Source organism: Paenirhodobacter sp. (genome assembly GCF_047600745.1).
Lineage (GTDB): Bacteria > Pseudomonadota > Alphaproteobacteria > Rhodobacterales > Rhodobacteraceae > Rhodobacter.
This window is the reverse complement of the sequence record NZ_JASGKI010000003.1, coordinates 174,760-195,056: the sequence shown is the minus strand read 5'-3', so window position 1 is coordinate 195,056 and position 20,297 is coordinate 174,760. Positions and strand designations below refer to the sequence as shown.

Sequence of the window (20,297 nt, the reverse complement as noted above, 5' to 3'; positions counted from 1 at the left end):
GAGGAAAGACATGATGGGACTGATCGGTCGGAAGCTGGGCCTTATCGCGTTGATGGTGGCGTTCGCGCCGGGTCTGGCGGCTGCGGCAGAGACGGCCAGCGGCGATCTCAAGGGTGTCGATGGGGCGTCGCTGGGCAGCGTCACGGTGACAGAGGCGCCTGCCGGGGTCATTCTGCGGGTGCAGGTCAAGGGGATCTCGCCGGGTTGGCACGGGATGCACTTCCACGAAACGGGCGATTGCGCCGCGCCGAAATTCAGCAGCGCAGGCGGCCATGTGCATGCGACCGCGCCCGTTCTGCACGGGTTCCTGACGCCGGATGCCAATGACGCGGGCGACCTGCCCAATATTCATGTGGCCGAAGACGGCACCGCCACGGTCGAGCTGTATTCGACGCTCGTTTCGCTGAAGCCCGGCGCGGATCGCCCGGCGCTGCTGGATGAAAATGGGGCCGCGCTGGTGATCCATGCGAACCCCGACGATTACCAGAGCCAGCCGATCGGGGGCGCGGGGGACCGCATCGCCTGCGCCGTGCTGCGCTGACGCCCGGCATGGACCTGAACGGCGCTGATCTCAGACCAGATGGCGCCGTTTTTCCGCGGCATAGCGCACCAGCGCGAGGCCGCGGAAAATGCCGTGCATGAACTTGCCATAGGGCATGGTCAGGAAGAACCCCAGCACAAAGCCCAGATGCAGCGCCAGCGTGACCCCCATCAGCGGCGTCGCGCGCAGCACCAGAAGCGCCAGCCCCGTCACCCCCGTCAGCATCAGCATCAGGATGAAGGCGACATCCATCCCCTTGCGGCTTTCGTCCATCAGTTGCGGATCGCGGCGCATCTTCGCCCGCAGCAGGCCGATCGGGCCGATCGTGATGCCGATCCCGCCCAGCGTGCCCAGAACCACCGGCAGATCCCACCACGGATAGGGCGCATCGCGGCCCAGCAGGTAGTGATAAAGCGTCCCCGTCGCCGTCGCGGCAAAGCACAGCGCGAAGCCGTAGAAGGTCAGATGGTGGAACAGGCGGCGGGTGTCGTCGGGCCTGTCGCTGTCGTTCATGCAGCCCGGGCCGCCACCGTCGAGATATTTCAGCGTGGCGGCATCATGCGCGCCATGGGCCAGCGCCTGCGGATCGCGCAGCGTGGCGGCGGGCTCGCCAATATCGCGCCAGAAGTTGACGCAGGACATCACCACCGCCAGCACCGCCCACAGAAAGGCCGCGCCAAAGATCGCCACCATCGCGTTGTGCGGCATGATCCGGTAGAATGAGCCCGGGCCGGAGTGGCTGCCGAACAGCACCGCCGGATCCTTCCACAGCGCGAACCCGATGACGAAGGCCGCGACGGAAAGCGTCGTGATCAGCGCCACCGCCACGCCGTTGCGCCGGAACAGCGGCGCCAGCGCGCCCGGCCAGACGTAGCGCGCGTAGCTGTCGTTGCGCACCTCGGCCAGCACCTTCGGCACGTTGACGTTGAATTCATGCGGCGGGGCGAACTGGCAATCGGCGTTGCAGGCGCCGCAATTGTGGCACAGGTTCGCCAGATAGGTCAGGTCGCCCGCACCAAAGGCCCGGCGCATCTCCATCGCCGGGAAAACGGCGCAGAGCCCTTCGCAATAGCGGCAGGAATTGCACACCGTCATCAGCCGGGCGGCCTCGTCGAGGTGGGGGTCAGCGGCTTGCATGGATGCTTGCTCCTTCTCCGGCGATGCGCCCGAAGACGCTGCCGATGGTCATTCCGATACCGGCCGCATAGCCGCGGCCAAGGACGTTGCCGGCCATGATCTCGCCCGCCGCCCAGATGTTTTCGGCCCGCCCGCCCTGCGCCAGCCGGACCCGCGCCTCGTCATCCACCTCGACGCCGAGATAGGTGAAGGTGATGCCCGGGCGCACCGGATAGGCGTAGAACGGTGCCTGCTCGATCCGCCGCGCCCAGTTCGTTTTCGGCGGGCTCAGCCCCTCGGTGTGGCAGCCATCAAGGATCTTGTCGTCGAAGGTGCCGGGCTGTACCGCGGCGTTGAACCCGTCGACCGTCGCGCGCAGCCGCGCGGGGTCAAGGCCGAGCTTCCCTGCCAGTTCCTCGATCGTCGCGCCGGTGATGGGCGGAAACAGCGAGGGCATGAACAGCTTCAGCGCGCGGGCGTCGAACAGGATATAGGCGATCTGCCCCGGCTGCGCCGCGACCAGACGGCCCCAGATCGCATAGCGCTTGGGCCAGATATCCTCGCCCTCGTTGTAGAACCGTTCGCAGTCGCGGTTCACCACGATGCCGAAGACCACGCAGTCGAGCCGGGTGATGATCCCGCCGTCGAACTTCGGCGCGCGGGCGTCGATGGCGACGGCGTGGCATTGCGTCGGGTCGCCGATCTGCTTCATCCCCTTGCCGATCAGCCTGCGCAGGAGCGAACCCCGGTTGTAGGGCGTGCCCCGGATCAGGAAATTCTCCGCGATCCCGCCCCAGCCTTCCTTGAGCCAGTCGATGTTCGCCTCGAACCCGCCCGAGGCGGCGACCAGCGCCCTGCCCGCCAGCCGCGACGATGACGTCATACTCCCGGCTGAAATCGACAGGCTTTTACATCTCAGAACACCCAGACGCTTTCCCGCGGGATCCGGATCAGCGATGTCGCCTCGCGCAGCGGCCCATCGGTCAGCACCCGCAGGCTGTGCGCGCGGGTGCGGTAGACATGCTCCCCATCGAGGCCACGCGGGTCATCTCCACGCTGTCGGGCGCACTCCGAAACGCAGGGCGAGCACGACAACCAAGGTGTTGACGACGGCCAGAGAGGCGGCAACGTCGATATTGCCACCGTTCCACAGGCTGACGAGCATGGTGCCCATGACCTCGTTGCCCTGTGCCATCAGGAAGATCCCGGTGGAATATTCCCGCGCACAAAGCCGGAAGGCGAGCAGCGACCCCAGCGGAACGGCAATCGCCACCATCCCCACCGACAGGATGACCGTGTTCCCGAGCGCGTCCCAGAAGCCCGGATCGCTGAGCACAAAGCTATAGGTGCCCGTGGTCGCCCTTGCCCGCGCGCTGAAGAAGGCATCGGTCAGAACGCTCTGCCAGACGATCAGGCCCACCGGCGCGAGGATAAAGAGCGCCGTCAGCAGGACGACGCCGTTTCGCCAGGAATCGCTGCGCATCCTACTTCCCCGCCTTCAGCGCGTCGTTCCACTGTAAGCGTTGCATCTGGCCCCCGCTTTCACTTCTTTTTGGGATTGCCTCTAGGATGTATATTGGCGCTACGCGCCAATACGAGGCGCTGTTTTTACTGACTTTTTCGGCGGAGGGCTTCATGCACACCCTCGCCATGCCATTTGGGTTGCGCCGGTATCTGATACCGCAGACCGGATAGCAAACGCTCGTCAAAGCCTTTGCAGGTGCGCCTTCCGCCCTTCCGGGTAGAGTTGCGGGCCGTCAGGCGGATCCAACGCGTCGAGATCACACCACTTCGCAAAGTATCTGGTGCCATCGCTCTCGTGAAACTCGGCGTGGGTTGCGCCTGAAAGGGCTTCGTTGGGAAATGCCACGTCGAAGATCGCCAGAATTTCATGCCCCCGGGAGCCTTCGTGGGTTTAGATATTCTCCATGAAAACAGGAGGTCCGAGGATCGTCCCCGCGATCCCGAGCTTTTCGTGAAACGCGCGAATGACCGCCGCTTCAGCGGTTTCGTCGAACGCAACGGAGCCGCCAAGGGGCGAACACCTTTCACACGGCACGCATCGTCCAGCACTTCGGCGACCATCACGCCAGTGCAGACCGAGAAGCTTTGAAGCGAATTATGGGTGCTGGGCGCCACGTTGACATGGGCGCTGGCGGCACCCACAGCAACAGGCGCTTCGCGCCCGAACCACACTGGCGACGTGTCGAGAATTTCCGGAGGCAGGGACCAAGTGTCGCCTGGCCCAGCTCTTATCGGGTTCTCGGTACGTCAATCCGGCAGCTCAGCGGCGCTTTCCACGGCAGAAGCTCGGCATATTCAGCGCGCGGCTTCCTGGCACGCACCTGTTCCAGCACCCAGACGAGATAGCGGTGTGGATCGACCCGGTTCAGTTTGCAGGTCTGAAGCAGGGACGAGGTAATTGCCCATGCTTCGCCACCTTCGTCACTCCCGATGAACAAGGCATTGTTGCGCAGCAGGATCGTTTGCTTGAACTGCCGCTCGACGGGGTTGTTGTCGAGGTCAACATAGCCGTTCTCGACGAAACGGGTAAGGCCGGTCCAACGGTCCTGGACATAGCGAATGGCTTTACCCATGTCGGTTTTCCCCAGATAGTTGCTTTCGAGCTCTTTGAGCCGGGAGTCGATACAATTCAGGATTGGCACTGATTGTCGTCGCCTGATCTCGGCGCGAACATCAGGCGCTTTACCGTTGATCGGTTTCTCGATTGAATAAAGTTCCGCGATCAAATCAACGATTTCCACCGCGTGCGGAGATTTCTCCGCCTTGAGTTCGTCCATGAATAATCGCCGGACGTGCGCCCAACAATCAACAGACATGATATTGACATAGGGTGTATCCAGACGGCCCAGATGGCCATATCCCCGATAACCATCATGATGAACGATCAGGCTCCTGTCGGCGAGCAACTGATTGATATTGTACATCGCTCGCGTCCTGCGCGACAAATAGACAGTTCCTGGCGGGAGATTTCCGCCAAAGGAACGATCATCGCGGTGGAGAGCATACATGTAGCTGGTTCGCGTTTTGCCGTCTCCGGGCGACAGCTGTTTGACGGTTGTTTCATCCATAAAAAGACGCGCCGATTGCGCCAGAAGATTTTCCAGCATGAGATCATAGATCGGCTTGAAGGCCTCAAGCGCCACTCGGCCGGCCCAACGCACCATGGTCGAGCGCTGGAAACGGAAACCCTGCGCTGCCATGATCTGTTCCTGGCGGAACCATGGCAGATACCACGCATAACGCAGGCAGATGATTTGGGCGAGAAAACTGGTGCTCATGCCCGTTTGCGCAAGAACCCTCGCTTCAAAGCGGGTGCCGATGAGCCGATCCTCCTTGCGGCAGCGATACCGGGCGTATTTTCGTACGGCGACGTAGTATTGAGCGGGAATGCACTCAACAGTGCGGTCAATGTCATAGCCGCGAATACCTCCACCGCAGCCACAGGGGCAGGTTCGGTCTGGCGTTTCGATCAGGATTTCGCGCTCTTCCACACCGGGGCCGAAGGTTTTGGGCGCTCGGCCGCCGCGATAGGCATTAGCCCTTCTGGCCGCTTTCGCGATGGCGGTGGTCTGCGTGGGTTCCGCGTGAGGCGCCTCATCTGCGACGGGGGTATCCTGGGGCACTTCAGCAATGTCGGTTTTCTGGGGAGGACGGTCCGCCGTAGGGCTGTAAAGCCTGTGATTTGCCTTCTTCAGCGCTTTTCGGAGCGATTTCACTTCGGCAGTAAGATGGGTAACACGGGCGGATGCCTTGAGTAGATCCCCTTCAACCTGTCGCCACAAGTCCTTGAGGCGACGCGATAATTCCGCCCCCGTCTGCCCGTCCAGCAGAACCTCAACGTCGTTGCAAATACTTTCGATGCTATTAGACATAGCCCGTCACCCGCCGACTTGCGGCGTTGCCAAACGAAAAGCCGAAACCCGCCACGCACCTCCAAGGCACATGGGTGTTGACTTCATTCCTATGCGGGGGGATGATCAGGATATCGCAGGCAGCGATTTTATGGGCTCGGGTAGGCGCCAGCCTCCCGGGCTCAACCTTTTCAGGGCCCGGTTTCTAGATCAGGGCATCGCCGCCTCCCTGTGCCGACTGGTGGCGATCAGGAAAAGTAACCGAAGGCTTTTCGCCAAGCGCTTTAGCTATGGCAGCTTCTATCCGCGCCGAACGCCGGTAACCCTGAGAAACGATAGTCACCGATGTATGGGATAGCCCCAGCTCACGCGCGATCGCCGACAGTGAGCTGCCCGCGACCCTCAGTCGTGCTTTCCGATATTCATGCTGCTCGATGTTTATGAACATCAGTGGTCCACCTTTGAAACCTTGTGGGAATCATGTGGCGGATAGGAGGGAGCTGTCAAAGCCTTTGATTCTGCTAAGGATTTATGGAACGCTTTTTGGAATTATTGCTTTTTGCTATTCGCAGAGAAAGGCAGGAAAATCAAAATGATGGATTGGCGACAGATTAGATATAACGTATTGAAAAAACGTATTTTTCAAACGTAGAGGCAAGATATCAATACCATGCGCCACAATGCGACAATTTGCCACATACGAGGCGCGATGCTTCAACACATAACGCGTTTAGCCGTGCCGGAAATACTATGGGCGTCAGTCTCAGCCCAAAGCTACCGGTTGGTTATTGCGGCGCAGCACCCGAAACCGGTCATTCGTGCCCGCCGCAGCATCCCCCGCGCTGAACAGGTCGCGGTGACCGATCTTTTTGCAGACACACGCCATCCCACGCACCAGGATCTTCCCTCGGAGCAGGGCGAGCATGATGAGGAACCTGCACCAGAACGGCGCGGACTGACGGTGCAGCGCAGGATCTGCCCCGCCCACATGCCGATCAGCGCCGGAGCCTTGGCCAAATCTGGTCGACCAGCCAGGCTTGGTGCGATGCCAAGGCAACTATCAGGGCAATGGTCGACGCCTAGGCCAGATCGTCCTTCTCCAGCTTGGGCGCCTGCATGTAAGGAACGGCGGGGATGACGAAAACGTCGGTCGCCCCTGCAATCACCCCGGCGATCAGCCCCGCCAGCAGCTGCCAAAAATTGGTAACCATGGATGGAACAATCAGCAGGCTCGCCGCCGCCAAACGCCCCTTCTGCCCGCGCCCGCGAGGTCGCGCCAGAGCCCGTGCCATCTGAAAATCTCGCTTACCTCTTTACCCTTCTCTCATGGCTTTATTGAAGTAATCCGTGATCGGCTTGAGGAGATAGGCGATGGGGCTTCGGGCGCCGGTCTGGATATAGACCTCCACGGGCATTCCGGGGATCAGGGTCTTGTCGGCCAGCTTCTCTTTTTCGCCCGCCAGCAGGGTCACCTCCGCGGCGTAATAGGTCGCGCCGGTCGCCTGCTCCGTCAGCACATCGGGCGACACCTTCGTCACCCGCGCCGACAGGTCCGGGATCAGCCGGCTGGAAAAGGCCGGAAGGCGCAGCGTCACGTCCTGGCCGATCGTCACCTCGTCGATGTCGCCCGGCGCGATCCGCGCGCTCACGACCAGCGCGCGGTCCTGCGGGACCAGATACAGCACCGGCTCCGCCGGTTGCAGCACGGAGCGCGGCGCCTTGACCTCCATCGCATGCACGATCCCCGAAACCGGCGCCCGCAGGTCGAGCCGCGCGATCTGCTCCCGCAGGGCGCGCCGCCGCTCCGTCAGTTCCAGCACCTTCGGGCCGATGTCGCGCAAGGCGGTCTCGGCTTCCTCCCGGCGGACGCTTTCCAGCCGCAGCCGCTCCAGCGCGATCTCGGTGATCCGGCCTGCGTGCTGCGCCCGCAGGGCCTGCAATTCCCCCACCCGGCCCGACAGCGACGCCGCCTCGCGCTCCAGCGCCAGCACGCGGCTGGCCTGCGCTAACCCCTTCGCCAGAAGCGAACGCTGGTCCGTCAGTTCCAGCCCGATCAGCCGGTGCTGCTCGACCAGCGCGGCCAGCTGGGCATCGACCCCGGCGATCTGGCTCACGGTCTGGGCGCTGCGCTCGTCCAGCTGTTCGAGCGTCCGCGCCAGGGTGTCCAGCCGCGCCGTGAACAGCCGGTCCTGCCCCGCCATCAGCGCGCTCACCCGGCCATCGGATGGCTCCGCCAGAAGGTCCGCCGGAAACACCACCCGCTCCGCCCCGGAGCGTTCCGCCTCCAGCCGCCCGGTCCGCGCGAGGTGCTCGAACAGCTGCCCCTCCGTGACCGACAGCTCCGCCCCGGGCATCACCCCATCCAGCCGGATCAGCGGCTGACCCGCCGTAACCAGATCGCCGTCATGGACGAGGATTTCCGCGACGACACCGCCATCGGGATGCTCCACCACCTGGCGGCTTTGCTCCACTTCGACCTGCCCGCCCGCGACAACCGCCCCCGAGATCGAGGAGAGCACCGACCAGCCGCCGAAGCCCGCCACCAGCACCGCCACCGCGGCATAGCCGAGCGCGAGCGACCCGCCCGCCGGACAGGGGGGCGTCTCCGGCCCGGCGTCGGCCCGGTGCTGCGCCCCCGTCATGCCACGCCTCCCGGGCCCGGCGCCCGCACGAGCTGCCCCGCGTTCTGCGCCACCGCCCGCAGCACCTCGTCGCGTGGACCGAAGGCCCGGCGGATCCCGTCCTCCAGCACCAGCAACCTCTCGCATTCCGCGATCCCCGATGGCCGGTGCGCCATGACGATCACCGCCCCGCCCCGGGCCTTCATCGCCCGGATCGCCTGGTTCAGCGCCACGGCGCCGTCATTGTCCAGATTGGCGTTGGGTTCATCCAGCACCAGCAGCAGCGGATCGCCGAACAGCGCCCGCGCCAGGCCGATACGCTGGATCTGCCCGCCGGAAAGCCGGCCCCCCGCCTGGGTGACGCGGGTGTCGTAGCCGTCCGGAAGCTCCAGGATCATCCGGTGCGCCGCCGCGCGCTCCGCCGCCTCGACGATCGCCCGGTCCTCCACAGCCCCCGACAGCCGCGAGATGTTCTCCGCCACGGTGCCATCGAACAGCGCCACCCGCTGCGGCAGATAGCCGATATAGCTGCCCAGAACGTCCGGATCGTAGTGATCCAGCGTCGCCCCATCCAGCCGGACCTGCCCGCCGCCCACCGGCCAGAGCCCGCAGATCGCCCGGGCCAGGGTGGATTTGCCCGACCCCGAGGGCCCGATCACGCCGACCGCCTGTCCGGGCTCCACCCGGAAGGACACCATCCGCACGGTGGCCAGCTTCTCCCCCGGCGGGGCCACCGTCAGCTGATGCACCTCCAGCAGCGCCCGCGGTCTGGGCAGGGCGGTCCGGGCCGGTTCGCGCGGCACCCCGGACAGCAGTTGCCCGAGACGGGTCCAGCCCTCCCGCGCCCGCTGCACCATCGGCCAGCCCGCGATCGCCTGTTCCACCGGCGCCAGCGCCCGCCCCATCAGGATCGAGGAGGCGATGATCCCGCCCGCCGTCATCTCGCCGCGCAGCACCAGCCAGGCCCCGAGCGCCAGCATCGCCGATTGCAGGAACAGCCGGAACGTCTTGGTGAGGACCGAGAACGCGCCGCCCCGGTCCGTCGCCGTCAGCCCGTCGCGCAGCGCCCTGACCCGGGCCGCCTGCCAGCGGCGAAACGCCCGCGCCCGCATGCCGAGCGCCTGGATCAGCTCGGCCTCGTCGCGCATCTGATCCGACAGCCGCTCCGCGGCCATGCCGGAGGCCGAGGCGGACGTCAGCGGCCCCCGCGTCAGGGACTGGTTCATCAGCGTCACCACCATCAGCACACCGCCCCCGGCAACGGCCAGCCAGCCCAGCCACGGATGCAGCACGAAGATCGCCACCAGGAAAATCGGCGCCAGCGGCGCATCGAACACCGCCAGAAGTACCGGCGAGGCCGCCAGCTTCCGGATCGCCTCCAGATCGCGCAACCCGGCCGCGGCCGCGGGATCGCCGGGCAGCTGCGCCTGCCGCCGCAGCATCGCGCCGAAGACCCGCGCTTCCAGCCGCGCCTGAAGCCGCGCGCCGATCCGGGCCATGACCCGCGACCGCGCCAGGTCCAGAAGACCCAGCATGACGAACAGGAACACCACGATGCCGAACAGCGCCACCAGCGTCGCTTCGGACCCCGACCCCAGAACCCGGTCATAGACCTGCAACATGAACAGCGGCCCGGTCAGCATCAGGAGATTGACGAAGACACAGAAGATCGCGACCGACAGAAACAGCCATCCGCTCTCCCGGCACGCTGCGGTCAATTCACCCGTTCCCGGAGAAATTCGTTTTGCCAAATCACACCACAAGAAAACCGCCAGGGCGGGGATGCAAAGGAAGATCAAGTTGCCTTGGACCCGCCGTATCGGGAGATGGGAAAACGAACCCTGTCTGCGAACCGGCCAGCCACGCGCAAGATCTGCACATTCACTGCGCCCCTGTCCACGGCAATCTCGGGTCGCGAAGACAAAAATACCGCAAAAGACGCCCCCAAAACGCACAACCGCCTCATCCAACCACAAAGGTGCCGCGTGACAAACAGGATGAGACGGAACGCCGAAGGCATGCCTCCGGCCGGGCTACGCCCTCCCTCCGACACGCACCCGGCGCTTTACCTGATTTTCCGGGGCCCGTGATCGCGGCCGGCCCGTTACGTTGGCAATGTTCTGGCTACCATCGCAACTCTCTTGCAGACCTGCCGGATGAACAGCGCCGATCCGACCGCCTGGCTCAGCCAGACCCTCACCCGCATCGCAAACCAATGGCAGAGCGCCAATATCGACGCCCTTATGCCATGGAATTACAAAGCCTGAACGGGCCAGGCTCCCTGCTTATCTTGGAGCGACCTTCGGGATGGAAGCCTCGCCGACCGCATGATTCAAACCGCTTCGCTTGCCTGGCCGCAGGCTCTCGAGATCCCGAAGGGACGCGTGTCGTGGCCAAGGCCATCGCCAGCCATGCCTGAGCACGCTTGCACGCGGCGGTGTTGCAGAAAGGCGGCCTGAGGCGTGCTTCGGGTGCGGTATCCCGTCCATCGCCTCCAGAACGTTCGACCGTAGTGCCTCGTTGCGCGCCGGGGCGGTCGACGCCGCTCGATGGCATACATGAACTTCAGACGCTATTTCCCCGCTTTACAGTGTCGATTGCAGGTGGCTTACTAAACGCAACGCGCCCCTTTTCGAATGCTCTGCATGACCCACGAATCACCCGATGCGGCACCAAATCACCCCAACAATCCTGTGGGTGAAAAAACAGTTGCGGAGATCCTGGGCGAGATCACCTGGCTGATGACGCAAGACCCCGCAGGCCGCGAAATGAAGGTGGCCGAGATCGAGGCGCTGGTCATGCCCGCGATCTTGGCGCGGCGGTTCCACATCAAATACGCGCAAGTGCCGGATATGCGCAGGTGGGGCCGACGATGTTGCGGCTGGTGTCGGGTGAGTATCGTCGTTGCAGAGTTGCGCGAATTAACCGAAAATTCCAAATTCTCGAAACCCACAATTTTCTTGGTTAAATGGTATACTTGATTTTGACTGAAGAATAGACGATGAAGTGACCCTTTTGGAGATATGCAGGTAAGATGAGGATCGATAGGTGTAGATATGTAATCATGACGGGGATGGTGATTATGATATCTACACAATCTTCTCTTGGTTCGCCATCCTGCCTGCAATATACGGGAAGATCCCCTCAGGATTCAAATATTGAGTATTATAATGTTCCTCCTGTGAAGGGAGGGAAGCCATCTATGCGACGCATAATATATTCAAGTGACTATCTTTATAGCCCTGTCTGGGCGCCATTGAATCGAGATTCTATAATGAAGGATAAGATTTTTTTTCTTAATTTCGTTTCCGGAGAACCATACCCTGAAAGGCAGCAAGCGCACGGGCAACTCAAAGAATCTATGATGATTCTGGTTAGTGGGCTGTCATATTCGCAACCCGAATATTCACTTGGGGCTGAATCTGCATTTTATCCTACCCTTCCCCCTCTTACATGGCCAAATTATAAAATTGGCCCGATAGCTTTCGGCTCTTTCCGTGAGATCAATGTCGTGCTTCGTGATGGACAAAGTGCTAATTCTAATAACGACCTGTTTTCTGAAATGAATGATTCTGGCAGTATGAAGTCGCTACTCAGTTGCTCTAAAATGGAGAAAGCTCGATCGCCTCTTTGCAAGTTGCATGAAAATGTCGATGGATGGGAAACGCTTACCACGTTTTTCCGAGATCAGATTTCGAAAATAGATACAATCCGCACTCGTAGAGATGAATTTATTGAGTGTATTTCTTGGGTGGAGTAAATATGTCTGGTTTAACGCAGAGTAACCTTGATGCCCTCGCAGGTTATGCGATCTCTGGTAACCGTGTAGGTTACTATACTTACCTTGGATCCCTCGGGGGGGAGTTCGCTTCGTACTCCAGTCTTGCGCTCGGAGTGGTGACTGGGAGCTCAGTGAGCGGCCGAAGTGCCAATGTTTTTCTTTCTGAAACGGCATATAGTAAATATGGGATACAGTTGGACGAGGCGGCAGCGCGTCAGATCAGTATTGATTTGATGCGGGCTGATTTGACGAATCGCCAAGCTGATTTTTCTCGCGGGAATTCCGGGCTCATAGGTTTCAATGCGATTCAGCAGTATCATTCGGAAGTATTTACGGCCGCAGGCCTCGGTGTCGATTGTTGGACCGCCTATATTCCTCTTAAACTAGCTTACGAGCATCCTCAAATACTTCAGGAGTGGGTCAGCGACCTTACAAGATCTCCTGTTTTTTCAAGTGGTGGCGAAGCCCAGAAATATATGTGGAATCTGATGCTTGGGGCGGCAGATGACGGATTGGTTCTTAATAATGAAGAATCTCTACTTATTCTTGGATTCGTTGATCGCGTAGCTAAGCAATCAAATGATCCGGAGGCAATTGAGTGGGCAAATGAAATAAGGAATAATTTGATAGATGAGGGTGAATATATCCTTTTGGAAGGTGGAAGCCCATTTCCACCGGATGGGGCGCCGCACTGTTTCCCATCCGGCACCGCCGTCCTTACCGCCAAAGGCTCCATAGCTATTGAATCTCTCCTTCCCGGCGATCTCATTCTCGCCTTCGACCCTTCGGCGGATTTTGGCCGTGGTGCTCTGGTGCCAAAGCAGGTGGTACGGCTGTTCCACAATGAGACGGAGGATTGGCTGCGGCTGAGTTGGCGCGAGGGCGGCGAGGATCGCGAACTGACGGTGACGCCGGGGCATCGGTTCCTCGATACCATGGGGCGTTTCCGACGGATTGACGAGATCATCGATGACGCCGCGCCGACCGTGGTGCTGGCCGATGGCGCGCTTGCGCAGGTCCGGGCTGAGCGGATCGTCTGGTCCGAAGCAACCCGGCATCTGTTCGAGGAGGTCGAAACCGTAGCGATGGCTGCGGGCGACGGACTGGCGCATCGCACGGGCGGTGCCTGGCGCAGCTACAACTTCGAGGTCGAGGATCTGCATACTTACGTTGCAGGCGGCGTGCGGGTGCACAACAGCAGTCAGAAGACTATAGACCTTGCCGGGAACCTCGGCCGCGTTTTCGGCACCCAGATGGCGAACGTCATTCTGGACGGCGAGAGCCAGTTCACCAAGCTGCTTGGCGGAACCGTTCTGGGAGCGGTCACCGAGAATCTGGCAGAAGTGATCACGAGCACCAGCTATCACATGTTCGACGCGCACAACTTCAGCTTTAAGGAGTCTTTTGCCGATGCGTTGAAGGGGCAGGTGAATAACATCAAGCCTGAATTCGTCGAGAAGCCTTCAAGCGTCCATGGCTTCGCTGATGGTTGCCGAGCTCGGTGAGAAGCTTGGCCTGGAAGGTTTTGGTGCGGACATGTTCGGCACCGTCGGTACGGCCTATGCTGGCTCTCTCTACAAACAACTCGCGAACAGCAGCTATAATCTGAACGCACTCAAATGGGGTGAGGCTTGGCAGGAGGCGTCTTCAGGGCTGTTGCTTGGAAGCTTTTTCGGTTCAGCATTGGCGAGGAAGATCCTGCCGGCGGATGCTCTCGAAGGCTCTATCGGCGGTTCGTTCGGCTCGATCATTGGAACCTCATGGGCAATAGGTCAGATCGGCGGTGGTGCCGCAGGGATGCAATCCATGGGGCTGCTGGGTAACTTTCTTGTTCCTGGGGTCGGCGCCTTTGTTGGATCTCTCCTTGGAACTTACTTAGGGAATCTGTTTGGGGATGACCCTGACCCGGGGGCAGATTTCTGGATGTTCGCGGAGAAACAAGGCGAAGTCATCGTTCCGGGCGTGTTCAACTATTACCTATACGCCAGCGCGCGTGACGGTTTCCCGACCGGAACGACGCGTGACCTTGGGCAGGCCGTTCTCGACCTGTCGAAGGACTATATGAGCAATATCGGCGCCTTCGACATGGCGAATGCGCATATCGACAATTTCAAGCTGCCCGCGATCTTTCAGAGTAACGATCCGTATAATCTTGGAAGCAATCCGCTGATCCGGGTTCTTCAGCGAATGAACATTGATTCTGCTGGAAATGGATCTCTTAAGTTTTTCGTCAACGGCCGCAAGGTTGCCTCTGCCGAAGCGATGGTCGATGGCGCCGTGACCGACTTCCTGCGTGACGCCCAACCTATCGGTGGCGATATTTTCCTGAAGCGTGCTGTTGCGAACTCTACCGGGAACTCATCATTCACCATCGCGAGTGCAATGGCGACCGCGGCGGAATACCTGCGCTATCACGAAAATCGGGAAGTTATCAATGCCCTGATCGCAAGCGCGGCGGACACCGCTTTTGCGGGAACCTGGGCTTATGTTCTGGCGGGAGCTGAGGGATTGAAGCTCGCGAAAACCAATCAGAGCGACTTTAATGGTGGTCTCGGCGGGTTTGTCGCCTCTCTGACTGATGCGGGTGTCGCGGTTGATTTTTCGCAGGTGACAGTATCGCGGGGCACGGGTGGTAAAATTTTTGTCGATGTCATCGTTGAAGATTCTGCCAGTATTCCGAATTATCTTAACTTGTTTGCGAATGGAGCAAAAATTACACCCCTTAAGGACGGTGCCGGCATACGCTTCTCTTTTGATTCTAACATGGCCGGGGTGGGTTACAAGAACCTGACGACTTCGACACAAGTCGGCACTTCCACGCGATATGCCGTAAATGGGGAAAGCGATGGGCGTGATATATGGATTGCGCCGGATAACAAGAGCTATGACTTCAAGGATACAGGCAGCCATACGATCCATGTTGGTGATGCGGAAATAGAGAGCAGCGATGATATCATTTTCGCGGGCGGCGGAGCCGATAGCATTCAGGGGGGAACGGGCTGGGACTGGATTTCAGGCGGCGCCGGTAACGATACGCTCTTCGGAGGTGATCAGGACGATACGATTTTCGGAGGATCCGGTAACGATCTGATTTACGGCGGAAATCAGATGGACTATCTGGAAGGTGGCGCAGGAGCGGATACAATCTGCGGAATTTCGCCAAATCAGAATCTGCCTCCAGAAACGAATGCTACGGATTACGCAATCGCAGGATATAAGACTTCCAACGCAGCGGTTAACATCAATCTGAAAACCGGGAAGGCAACCGGCGGACATGCTACAGGCGACAAGCTCAGCTTCATCATCAAGTTGGTCGGCTCTGACTATAACGACACTCTCGTGGGAGACGATCTTCCCAACTGGCTGGAGGGCGGTGCAGGGGCTGACACTCTCGATGGAGGCAAGAATCCGTCAGGCTCTCCGGATTACGCATCTTACTTTTATGCCACGGCAGGGGTCACCGCTTCTCTTGCCAAACCGTCGATAAATACCGGCGATGCCGCGGGTGATACCTATATCAGTATCGAGGCACTCGAAGGGAGCAACTTCGACGATATCCTGATCGGTGACAATGGCAGCAACTATCTCTCCGGAAATGCCGGAGATGATATTTTGGTGGCTGGGCTGGGGGCAGATAGCATCAGAGGTGGATTTGGTTTCGACACTATGAGCTATCGAAACCTCAGCTCGGGTATCGTGATCAACCTCGCAAACTGGGCAGCCAGTAGCGCAGTCGTTGCGGATGATGTGCGTTACAACCACACTCAGCCGAGATCAATGGATATCGAGGCCTATGAGGCAACGAACTATAACGACACCATGCTCGGTTCTGCGCTTGATGATATCCTCATTGGCCGCGCAGGACACGATAGTATGGCGGGAGGAGATGGTTCCGACCTATTAAGCGGAGATGACGGTAACGATACGCTTGATGGCCAGAATGGCAACGACACTCTCGCTGGAGGAAAGGGGAATGACAGGCTTCTAGGAAGTGCGGGGACCGATCGACTGGAAGGTGGCGCAGGAAACGATCAGCTTTACGGTGGTGACGGAGATGACCTCCTCCAGGGCGGCAGCGGCGCTGATCAATTGGATGGCGGCAAGGGTGTCGATCAGGCGGATTATGGCAACGCTGCATCTGGGGTATTGGTCGATCTGACCAAAGTCGCGAATAATACCGGTGATGCCGCAGGAGATACCTATACAAGCATAGAAAAGATCTCCGGCTCGAATCATAATGATACCCTTCGCGGGAATGCATCCGCCAACACGCTTCTTGGCAGCGCTGGAAATGACTTTTTGGATGGCTACTCGGGGAACGACACACTTTATGGCGGTGATGGAGACGATATTCTTCGGGGTGGAGCTGGAGCTGACAGGCTGGAGGGTGGCGGAGGAACCGATCGGGCTGACTACGGCAATGCAGCTTCCGGTGTTCTGATTGACTTGACCAAGGCTTCGAATAACTCCGGGGATGCTGTGGGCGATATATTCGTCAGTATCGAAGTCATTTCCGGATCGAAGTACAATGATACTCTGCGGGGTGACGCCCGGAGTAACAGCTTGTTTGGCGGTTCTGGAGATGATCGTCTGGACGGCTATGCCGGAAATGACCAGCTTTTTGGCGAGTCTGGAAGCGATAAGCTCTATGGAGGAGATGGCAATGATACGCTCCAGGGCGGAGCCGGAGCCGACTATCTCGACGGTGGCGCCGGAACAGATCAGGTCGATTATGGCAATGCGGCGGCCAGGGTTCTGGTTGACCTGACCAAGGCTGCGAACAATACGGGCGATGCGGCCGGAGACACCTTCGTCAGCATCGAAGTCATTGCCGGATCAAAGTACAATGATATTCTTCGGGGCGATGCGGCACGCAATACGCTGATCGGGCGCGAGGGGAACGATCGCCTGGACGGCTATGCCGGAAATGATCTCCTTTATGGCGATGCCGGGAACGATACGCTTTATGGTGGGGACGGGAATGATGCCCTGCAAGGGGGGGCAGGGGCTGATCATCTCGACGGCGGCGTCGGGATCGATCAGGTGGATTATGGCAGGGCTGCGTCCGGTGTTCGGGTTGATTTTACAAATATTGCGAGCAACACGGGTGATGCTGCCGGAGATACCTTCACAAGCATCGAAAATATTCTGGGATCGAATTACAATGACATTCTGCGGGGCGATTCCGGGAATAACGTCCTGAGCGGTCGCGGCGGGAATGATCAGCTTTATGGTGAGGCTGGCAACGATACGCTGTATGGCGGAGATGGAAATGACAGCCTTCAAGGAGGGACCGGGGCTGATAAGCTGGACGGTGGCGCCGGAATAGATTTGGTGTACTACGGCAATGCCGCGAAGGCGGTCACCGTTGACCTGGGTAACGCCATCAACAACCGGGGAGATTCCGCAGGCGACACTTATGTCAGCATTGAGGGTGTTTCGGGATCGAACTACCATGATGTTCTGCGAGGCAATGCGGCAGGCAATATTCTGTTCGGGAAATCCGGAAATGATTTTCTCGATGGGCTCGCAGGGAATGACAGCCTTTATGGCGGAGATGGTGACGATCAATTGAAGGGAGGCGATGGAAACGACATTCTCGACGGCGGAAAGGGAAGTGACTATTATCTCGGAGGGAAAGGCGTTGACACCTTCGTCTTCCAAACCGGCAGCGGGAAGGACACCATCGGTGATTACACCGATGGATATGACAAGATCAAGTTCTCGACGGCTGGAATGAAATTTTCGGATCTCCACATCTCGCAATACAACAGTGGAGGCAAAACCGGGGTCCTGGTGGACTATGGATCGGCGACGGATACCATCCTTCTGGAAAGTACGGCCCTCAAGGTGGCGGATCTGACGGCTTCGGATTTCATATTCACCTGAACAGAACAAGCGGGCAGCGGCGCGGCTACCCGCTTGTTTCATGCGACGAAAGCGGAACACCATTTAGTCGCCCGTGAACAAGGCTCAGTGCTTTGATTTCATGTGATGATCTGTTGATTTTGTTGGCATTGGATTGCAGGGTTTCGTAATCTGAGAAGCCAAAACCCTGCAATTTCGGTTTACGGATGAAGCCGCATTCCCGCGCCCCCGAACAGGCTGACCTTCTGCGCCCGCGACTGTTGGACATGATTGATCCGCGCCACGAGTTGGTGAAGCTGGCGGCGCTGATCGACTGGGCGTTCTTCGAGCGGGAATGGTCCGGGTTCTTCCCCTCGGCGACGGGCCGTCCGGCGACTTCGCCGCGCCTGATCGCCGGGCTGATGTATCTGCAGCATGCCTTCAAGCTGTCGGACGAGGCGGTGATCGCCCGTTGGGTCGAGAACCCCTACTATCAGCACTTCACCGGCGAGACGTTCTTTCAGCACCGCCCGCCGATCGATCCCTCCTCTCTGGTGCGCGGCGCAAGAGGATCGGTGAGTGAGGCGTGAGGCGCCACCGGTTCAAGGCCACGCCGAACGGCGTAGAGTGGCTGTTGACCAAGACGATCGAAGCGGGGCGCAAGTCCGGAACGATCACAGACAACAGCCTGAAGCGGGTGGCCGTCGATACCACCGTGATGAAAAAGAACATCGCCCATCCAACGGATGCACGGCTCTACGAGCGGGCTCGTGCCCTGCTGGCCGGTCTGGCGAAGAGGGCCGGGATTGAGGTGCGCCAGAGCTATGCCCGGCTCGCGCCGCGTCTGGCGATCCAGGTCGGCCGCTACGCCCATGCCCGCCAGTTCAAGCGCATGCGCAAGGCGCTGCGCCAGCTCAAAGGCTATGTCGGCCGGGTACGCCGCGATTTGCGTCGGCACCTGCAGGACATCGAGCAGGGTTCTGTGCGCGAGAGGGTGCTGGACGCCCTCTACGCGGGTCGGTCGCCTGCTGGAACAGGGGCCGAAGAGCAAGGACAAGCTCTATTCCCTGCATGAGCCCGAGGTCGATTGCATCTCCAAGGGCAAGGCTCGAGTGCGATACGAATTCGGCACCAAAGTCAGCCTTGCCACCACCCTCGATGGCGGCTTCGTTGTCGGTGCCCGCAGCTTTCCCGGCAATCCCTACGACGGCCACACCCTCGCCCCGGCGTTGGAACAGGTCGCAATCCTGACCGACACAAGGCCCGACCTCGTCGTCGTGGACCGTGGCTATCGCGGCCACGGTGTCGAGGCCACCCGCGTCCTGATCAGCGGCCAGCGGCGCGGCCTTACCCCGGTTCTGGCGAAGCTCCTCAAACGACGAAGCGCCATCGAACCCGAGATCGGCCATATGAAATCGGATGGGCGTCTGGCCAGATGCCCCCTCAAGGGCAGAATCGGCGATGCGGTCTTCGCCGTGCTCTGCGCCTGCGGCCACAACATCCGCAAGATCCTCGCCCATATCAGGGCTCTTTGGACACTCGTCCTCCGCCTCATCCGCGCCATCACCGGGAGCACTGACAGGTCACTTCGGACACCCTGTGCGCCATAACCGCCTTGTTCAGAGCCGACCATTTACACCCGAACAATTTGCTTCGGCATGATCTGAGAGGTAAACGAGATCGGGTACAGGCCGACCATCCCCGAACCAATGGTTGGAGGTGGCATCGCCGCAAACTCGCTTCAGCGCACCAAGACAACTCGTGGTGGCGGTCAGTGGCTGCTCTGCGGACATTGTTGCCATAGAGCCTATGTTCCAACATGCCGATACAGTGGCAAGCACTCCAGAAGAAGGTCGCAATCGTGATGAGAAATGGTTGGCAACCCGAGAAAGGTGCAGCCGGTGAAGACCTTGCCAAGATGGTTGCCGCATCCAGATTGGCGCTGCCTGAGGACTATCTCTCGTTTCTGCGTGTCAGCAATGGCGGACAAGGACCCCTGCCGGTTGAGCCCTTCTGGTTGGTTCTGGACAGCGCTGATACCGTTATTGATACCTTGGCTGATGGCACCTTTACCCAGTTCTTTCCAAGCTTCCTCGTGATTGGCAGCAACGGGGCGGGTGAAGGCGTTGCATTCGACTTTCGCTCAGGCGGAGACGCGGGAGTCGTTTGTTTTGACATGACGAATGCCGACCTCGCTGAAAGCATTCGGCCTCTTGCAGCGTCATTCACGGGACTGCTCGCCTTGGCAGGGGTGACCGGCGCCTGAGGGCTCGAACCGACATTACCCCGCACCCGAGTCCGCGCCGCCGGTCGGGGGCAGTGGTGGCCGCCGTGCCGAGTCGGTTCCCGCGCCCCCTCCACCAATGGTCGAGTTCAGCGGATGAACCGCACGCTCAAGAACGCGACTGTCAAGCGCTTCCATTATGACAGCCACGACCAACTCCGCGCGCGGCCTAAACTCCGCACGAAGGATCAAGACCGGCGAGGTCTCGCGTCATACGAATACATCTGCAAGA

General features: G+C 60.0%; 15 protein-coding genes and 2 pseudogenes. 8 read left to right on the top strand and 9 right to left on the bottom strand.

The window, feature by feature from the left end; translation table 11 throughout:
* The first annotated feature begins 10 nt into the window (after nucleotides 1–10).
* Entirely contained in the window at nucleotides 11–541 is a 531-nt protein-coding gene (sodC, locus tag QM789_RS07505; protein ID WP_420351329.1) for a superoxide dismutase[Cu-Zn], read from the top strand.
* Nucleotides 542–571: 30 nt separating this feature from the next.
* On the opposite strand, the gene tcuB is transcribed toward sodC, so the two are convergent.
* From tcuB to QM789_RS07460, 9 genes are all read right to left on the bottom strand, one after another.
* Nucleotides 572–1,678, bottom strand: a complete 1,107-nt coding sequence (gene tcuB, locus QM789_RS07500; protein ID WP_420351328.1) for a tricarballylate utilization 4Fe-4S protein TcuB — start codon at nucleotides 1,676–1,678, stop codon at nucleotides 572–574.
* Nucleotides 1,665–2,540: an FAD-dependent tricarballylate dehydrogenase TcuA gene (tcuA, locus tag QM789_RS07495; RefSeq protein ID WP_420351327.1), complete on the bottom strand. Its 876-nt coding sequence runs from the start codon at nucleotides 2,538–2,540 to the stop codon at nucleotides 1,665–1,667. The genes tcuB and tcuA overlap by 14 nt, the downstream gene beginning before the upstream one ends.
* A gap of 162 nt (nucleotides 2,541–2,702) precedes the next feature.
* Nucleotides 2,703–3,140 (bottom strand): hypothetical protein, encoded by a 438-nt coding sequence (locus QM789_RS07490; protein ID WP_420351326.1) that lies wholly within the window; start codon nucleotides 3,138–3,140, stop codon nucleotides 2,703–2,705.
* A gap of 769 nt (nucleotides 3,141–3,909) precedes the next feature.
* Nucleotides 3,910–5,553, bottom strand: coding sequence for an IS66 family transposase (gene tnpC, locus QM789_RS07485; RefSeq protein ID WP_420351325.1), 1,644 nt, complete (start codon nucleotides 5,551–5,553; stop codon nucleotides 3,910–3,912).
* Between the two features lie 184 nt (nucleotides 5,554–5,737).
* Nucleotides 5,738–5,980 carry a helix-turn-helix domain-containing protein gene (locus tag QM789_RS07480; protein WP_420351324.1) on the bottom strand — a complete coding sequence of 81 codons (243 nt, stop codon included), beginning with the start codon at nucleotides 5,978–5,980 and terminating at the stop codon, nucleotides 5,738–5,740.
* Between the two features lie 315 nt (nucleotides 5,981–6,295).
* Nucleotides 6,296–6,457, bottom strand: coding sequence for a hypothetical protein (locus QM789_RS07475; protein ID WP_420351323.1), 162 nt, complete (start codon nucleotides 6,455–6,457; stop codon nucleotides 6,296–6,298).
* 154 nt (nucleotides 6,458–6,611) lie between these two features.
* A complete protein-coding gene (locus QM789_RS07470) occupies nucleotides 6,612–6,776 on the bottom strand; it encodes a hypothetical protein (protein ID WP_420351322.1) in 165 nt (54 codons plus the stop codon).
* Between the two features lie 69 nt (nucleotides 6,777–6,845).
* Nucleotides 6,846–8,174 carry an HlyD family type I secretion periplasmic adaptor subunit gene (locus QM789_RS07465; protein ID WP_420351321.1) on the bottom strand — a complete coding sequence of 443 codons (1,329 nt, stop codon included), beginning with the start codon at nucleotides 8,172–8,174 and terminating at the stop codon, nucleotides 6,846–6,848.
* Nucleotides 8,171–9,871, bottom strand: coding sequence for a type I secretion system permease/ATPase (locus QM789_RS07460; RefSeq protein ID WP_420351320.1), 1,701 nt, complete (start codon nucleotides 9,869–9,871; stop codon nucleotides 8,171–8,173). The genes QM789_RS07465 and QM789_RS07460 overlap by 4 nt, the downstream gene beginning before the upstream one ends.
* Before the next feature lie 393 nt (nucleotides 9,872–10,264).
* Between QM789_RS07460 and QM789_RS07455 the strand changes: the two are divergent.
* The 7 genes and pseudogenes from QM789_RS07455 to QM789_RS07425 form a co-directional block, all read left to right on the top strand.
* Nucleotides 10,265–10,420: pseudogene (locus tag QM789_RS07455) on the top strand (transposase domain-containing protein); the annotation flags it as partial.
* A gap of 378 nt (nucleotides 10,421–10,798) precedes the next feature.
* A complete protein-coding gene (locus QM789_RS07450; RefSeq protein WP_420351319.1) occupies nucleotides 10,799–11,134 on the top strand; it encodes a toxin-activating lysine-acyltransferase in 336 nt (111 codons plus the stop codon).
* 293 nt (nucleotides 11,135–11,427) lie between these two features.
* Nucleotides 11,428–11,913, top strand: a complete 486-nt coding sequence (locus QM789_RS07445) for a hypothetical protein (RefSeq protein WP_420351318.1) — start codon at nucleotides 11,428–11,430, stop codon at nucleotides 11,911–11,913.
* A gap of 215 nt (nucleotides 11,914–12,128) precedes the next feature.
* Nucleotides 12,129–13,439, top strand: coding sequence for a Hint domain-containing protein (locus tag QM789_RS07440; RefSeq protein WP_420351317.1), 1,311 nt, complete (start codon nucleotides 12,129–12,131; stop codon nucleotides 13,437–13,439).
* Nucleotides 13,408–17,823 carry a calcium-binding protein gene (locus QM789_RS07435; RefSeq protein WP_420351316.1) on the top strand — a complete coding sequence of 1,472 codons (4,416 nt, stop codon included), beginning with the start codon at nucleotides 13,408–13,410 and terminating at the stop codon, nucleotides 17,821–17,823. Before QM789_RS07440 ends, QM789_RS07435 begins: the two co-directional genes overlap by 32 nt.
* Before the next feature lie 185 nt (nucleotides 17,824–18,008).
* Nucleotides 18,009–19,391: pseudogene (locus QM789_RS07430) on the top strand (IS5 family transposase).
* A gap of 209 nt (nucleotides 19,392–19,600) precedes the next feature.
* Entirely contained in the window at nucleotides 19,601–20,047 is a 447-nt protein-coding gene (locus tag QM789_RS07425; protein ID WP_420351315.1) for an SMI1/KNR4 family protein, read from the top strand.
* Nucleotides 20,048–20,297: the final 250 nt, after the last annotated feature.

Bases quoted from the DNA above. Each gene is read 5' to 3' on its own strand.
- QM789_RS07480 (WP_420351324.1), bottom strand. From the start codon at position 5,980: ATGTTCATAAACATCGAGCAGCATGAATATCGGAAAGCACGACTGAGG.
- tcuB (WP_420351328.1), bottom strand. From the start codon at position 1,678: ATGCAAGCCGCTGACCCCCACCTCGACGAGGCCGCCCGGCTGATGACG.
- sodC (WP_420351329.1), top strand. From the start codon at position 11: ATGATGGGACTGATCGGTCGGAAGCTGGGCCTTATCGCGTTGATGGTG.
- QM789_RS07435 (WP_420351316.1), top strand. From the start codon at position 13,408: ATGGCTTCGCTGATGGTTGCCGAGCTCGGTGAGAAGCTTGGCCTGGAA.
- QM789_RS07425 (WP_420351315.1), top strand. From the start codon at position 19,601: ATGCCGATACAGTGGCAAGCACTCCAGAAGAAGGTCGCAATCGTGATG.
- QM789_RS07475 (WP_420351323.1), bottom strand. From the start codon at position 6,457: ATGCTCGCCCTGCTCCGAGGGAAGATCCTGGTGCGTGGGATGGCGTGT.
- tnpC (WP_420351325.1), bottom strand. From the start codon at position 5,553: ATGTCTAATAGCATCGAAAGTATTTGCAACGACGTTGAGGTTCTGCTG.
- QM789_RS07490 (WP_420351326.1), bottom strand. From the start codon at position 3,140: ATGCGCAGCGATTCCTGGCGAAACGGCGTCGTCCTGCTGACGGCGCTC.
- QM789_RS07450 (WP_420351319.1), top strand. From the start codon at position 10,799: ATGACCCACGAATCACCCGATGCGGCACCAAATCACCCCAACAATCCT.
- QM789_RS07465 (WP_420351321.1), bottom strand. From the start codon at position 8,174: ATGACGGGGGCGCAGCACCGGGCCGACGCCGGGCCGGAGACGCCCCCC.
- QM789_RS07445 (WP_420351318.1), top strand. From the start codon at position 11,428: ATGAAGGATAAGATTTTTTTTCTTAATTTCGTTTCCGGAGAACCATAC.
- tcuA (WP_420351327.1), bottom strand. From the start codon at position 2,540: ATGACGTCATCGTCGCGGCTGGCGGGCAGGGCGCTGGTCGCCGCCTCG.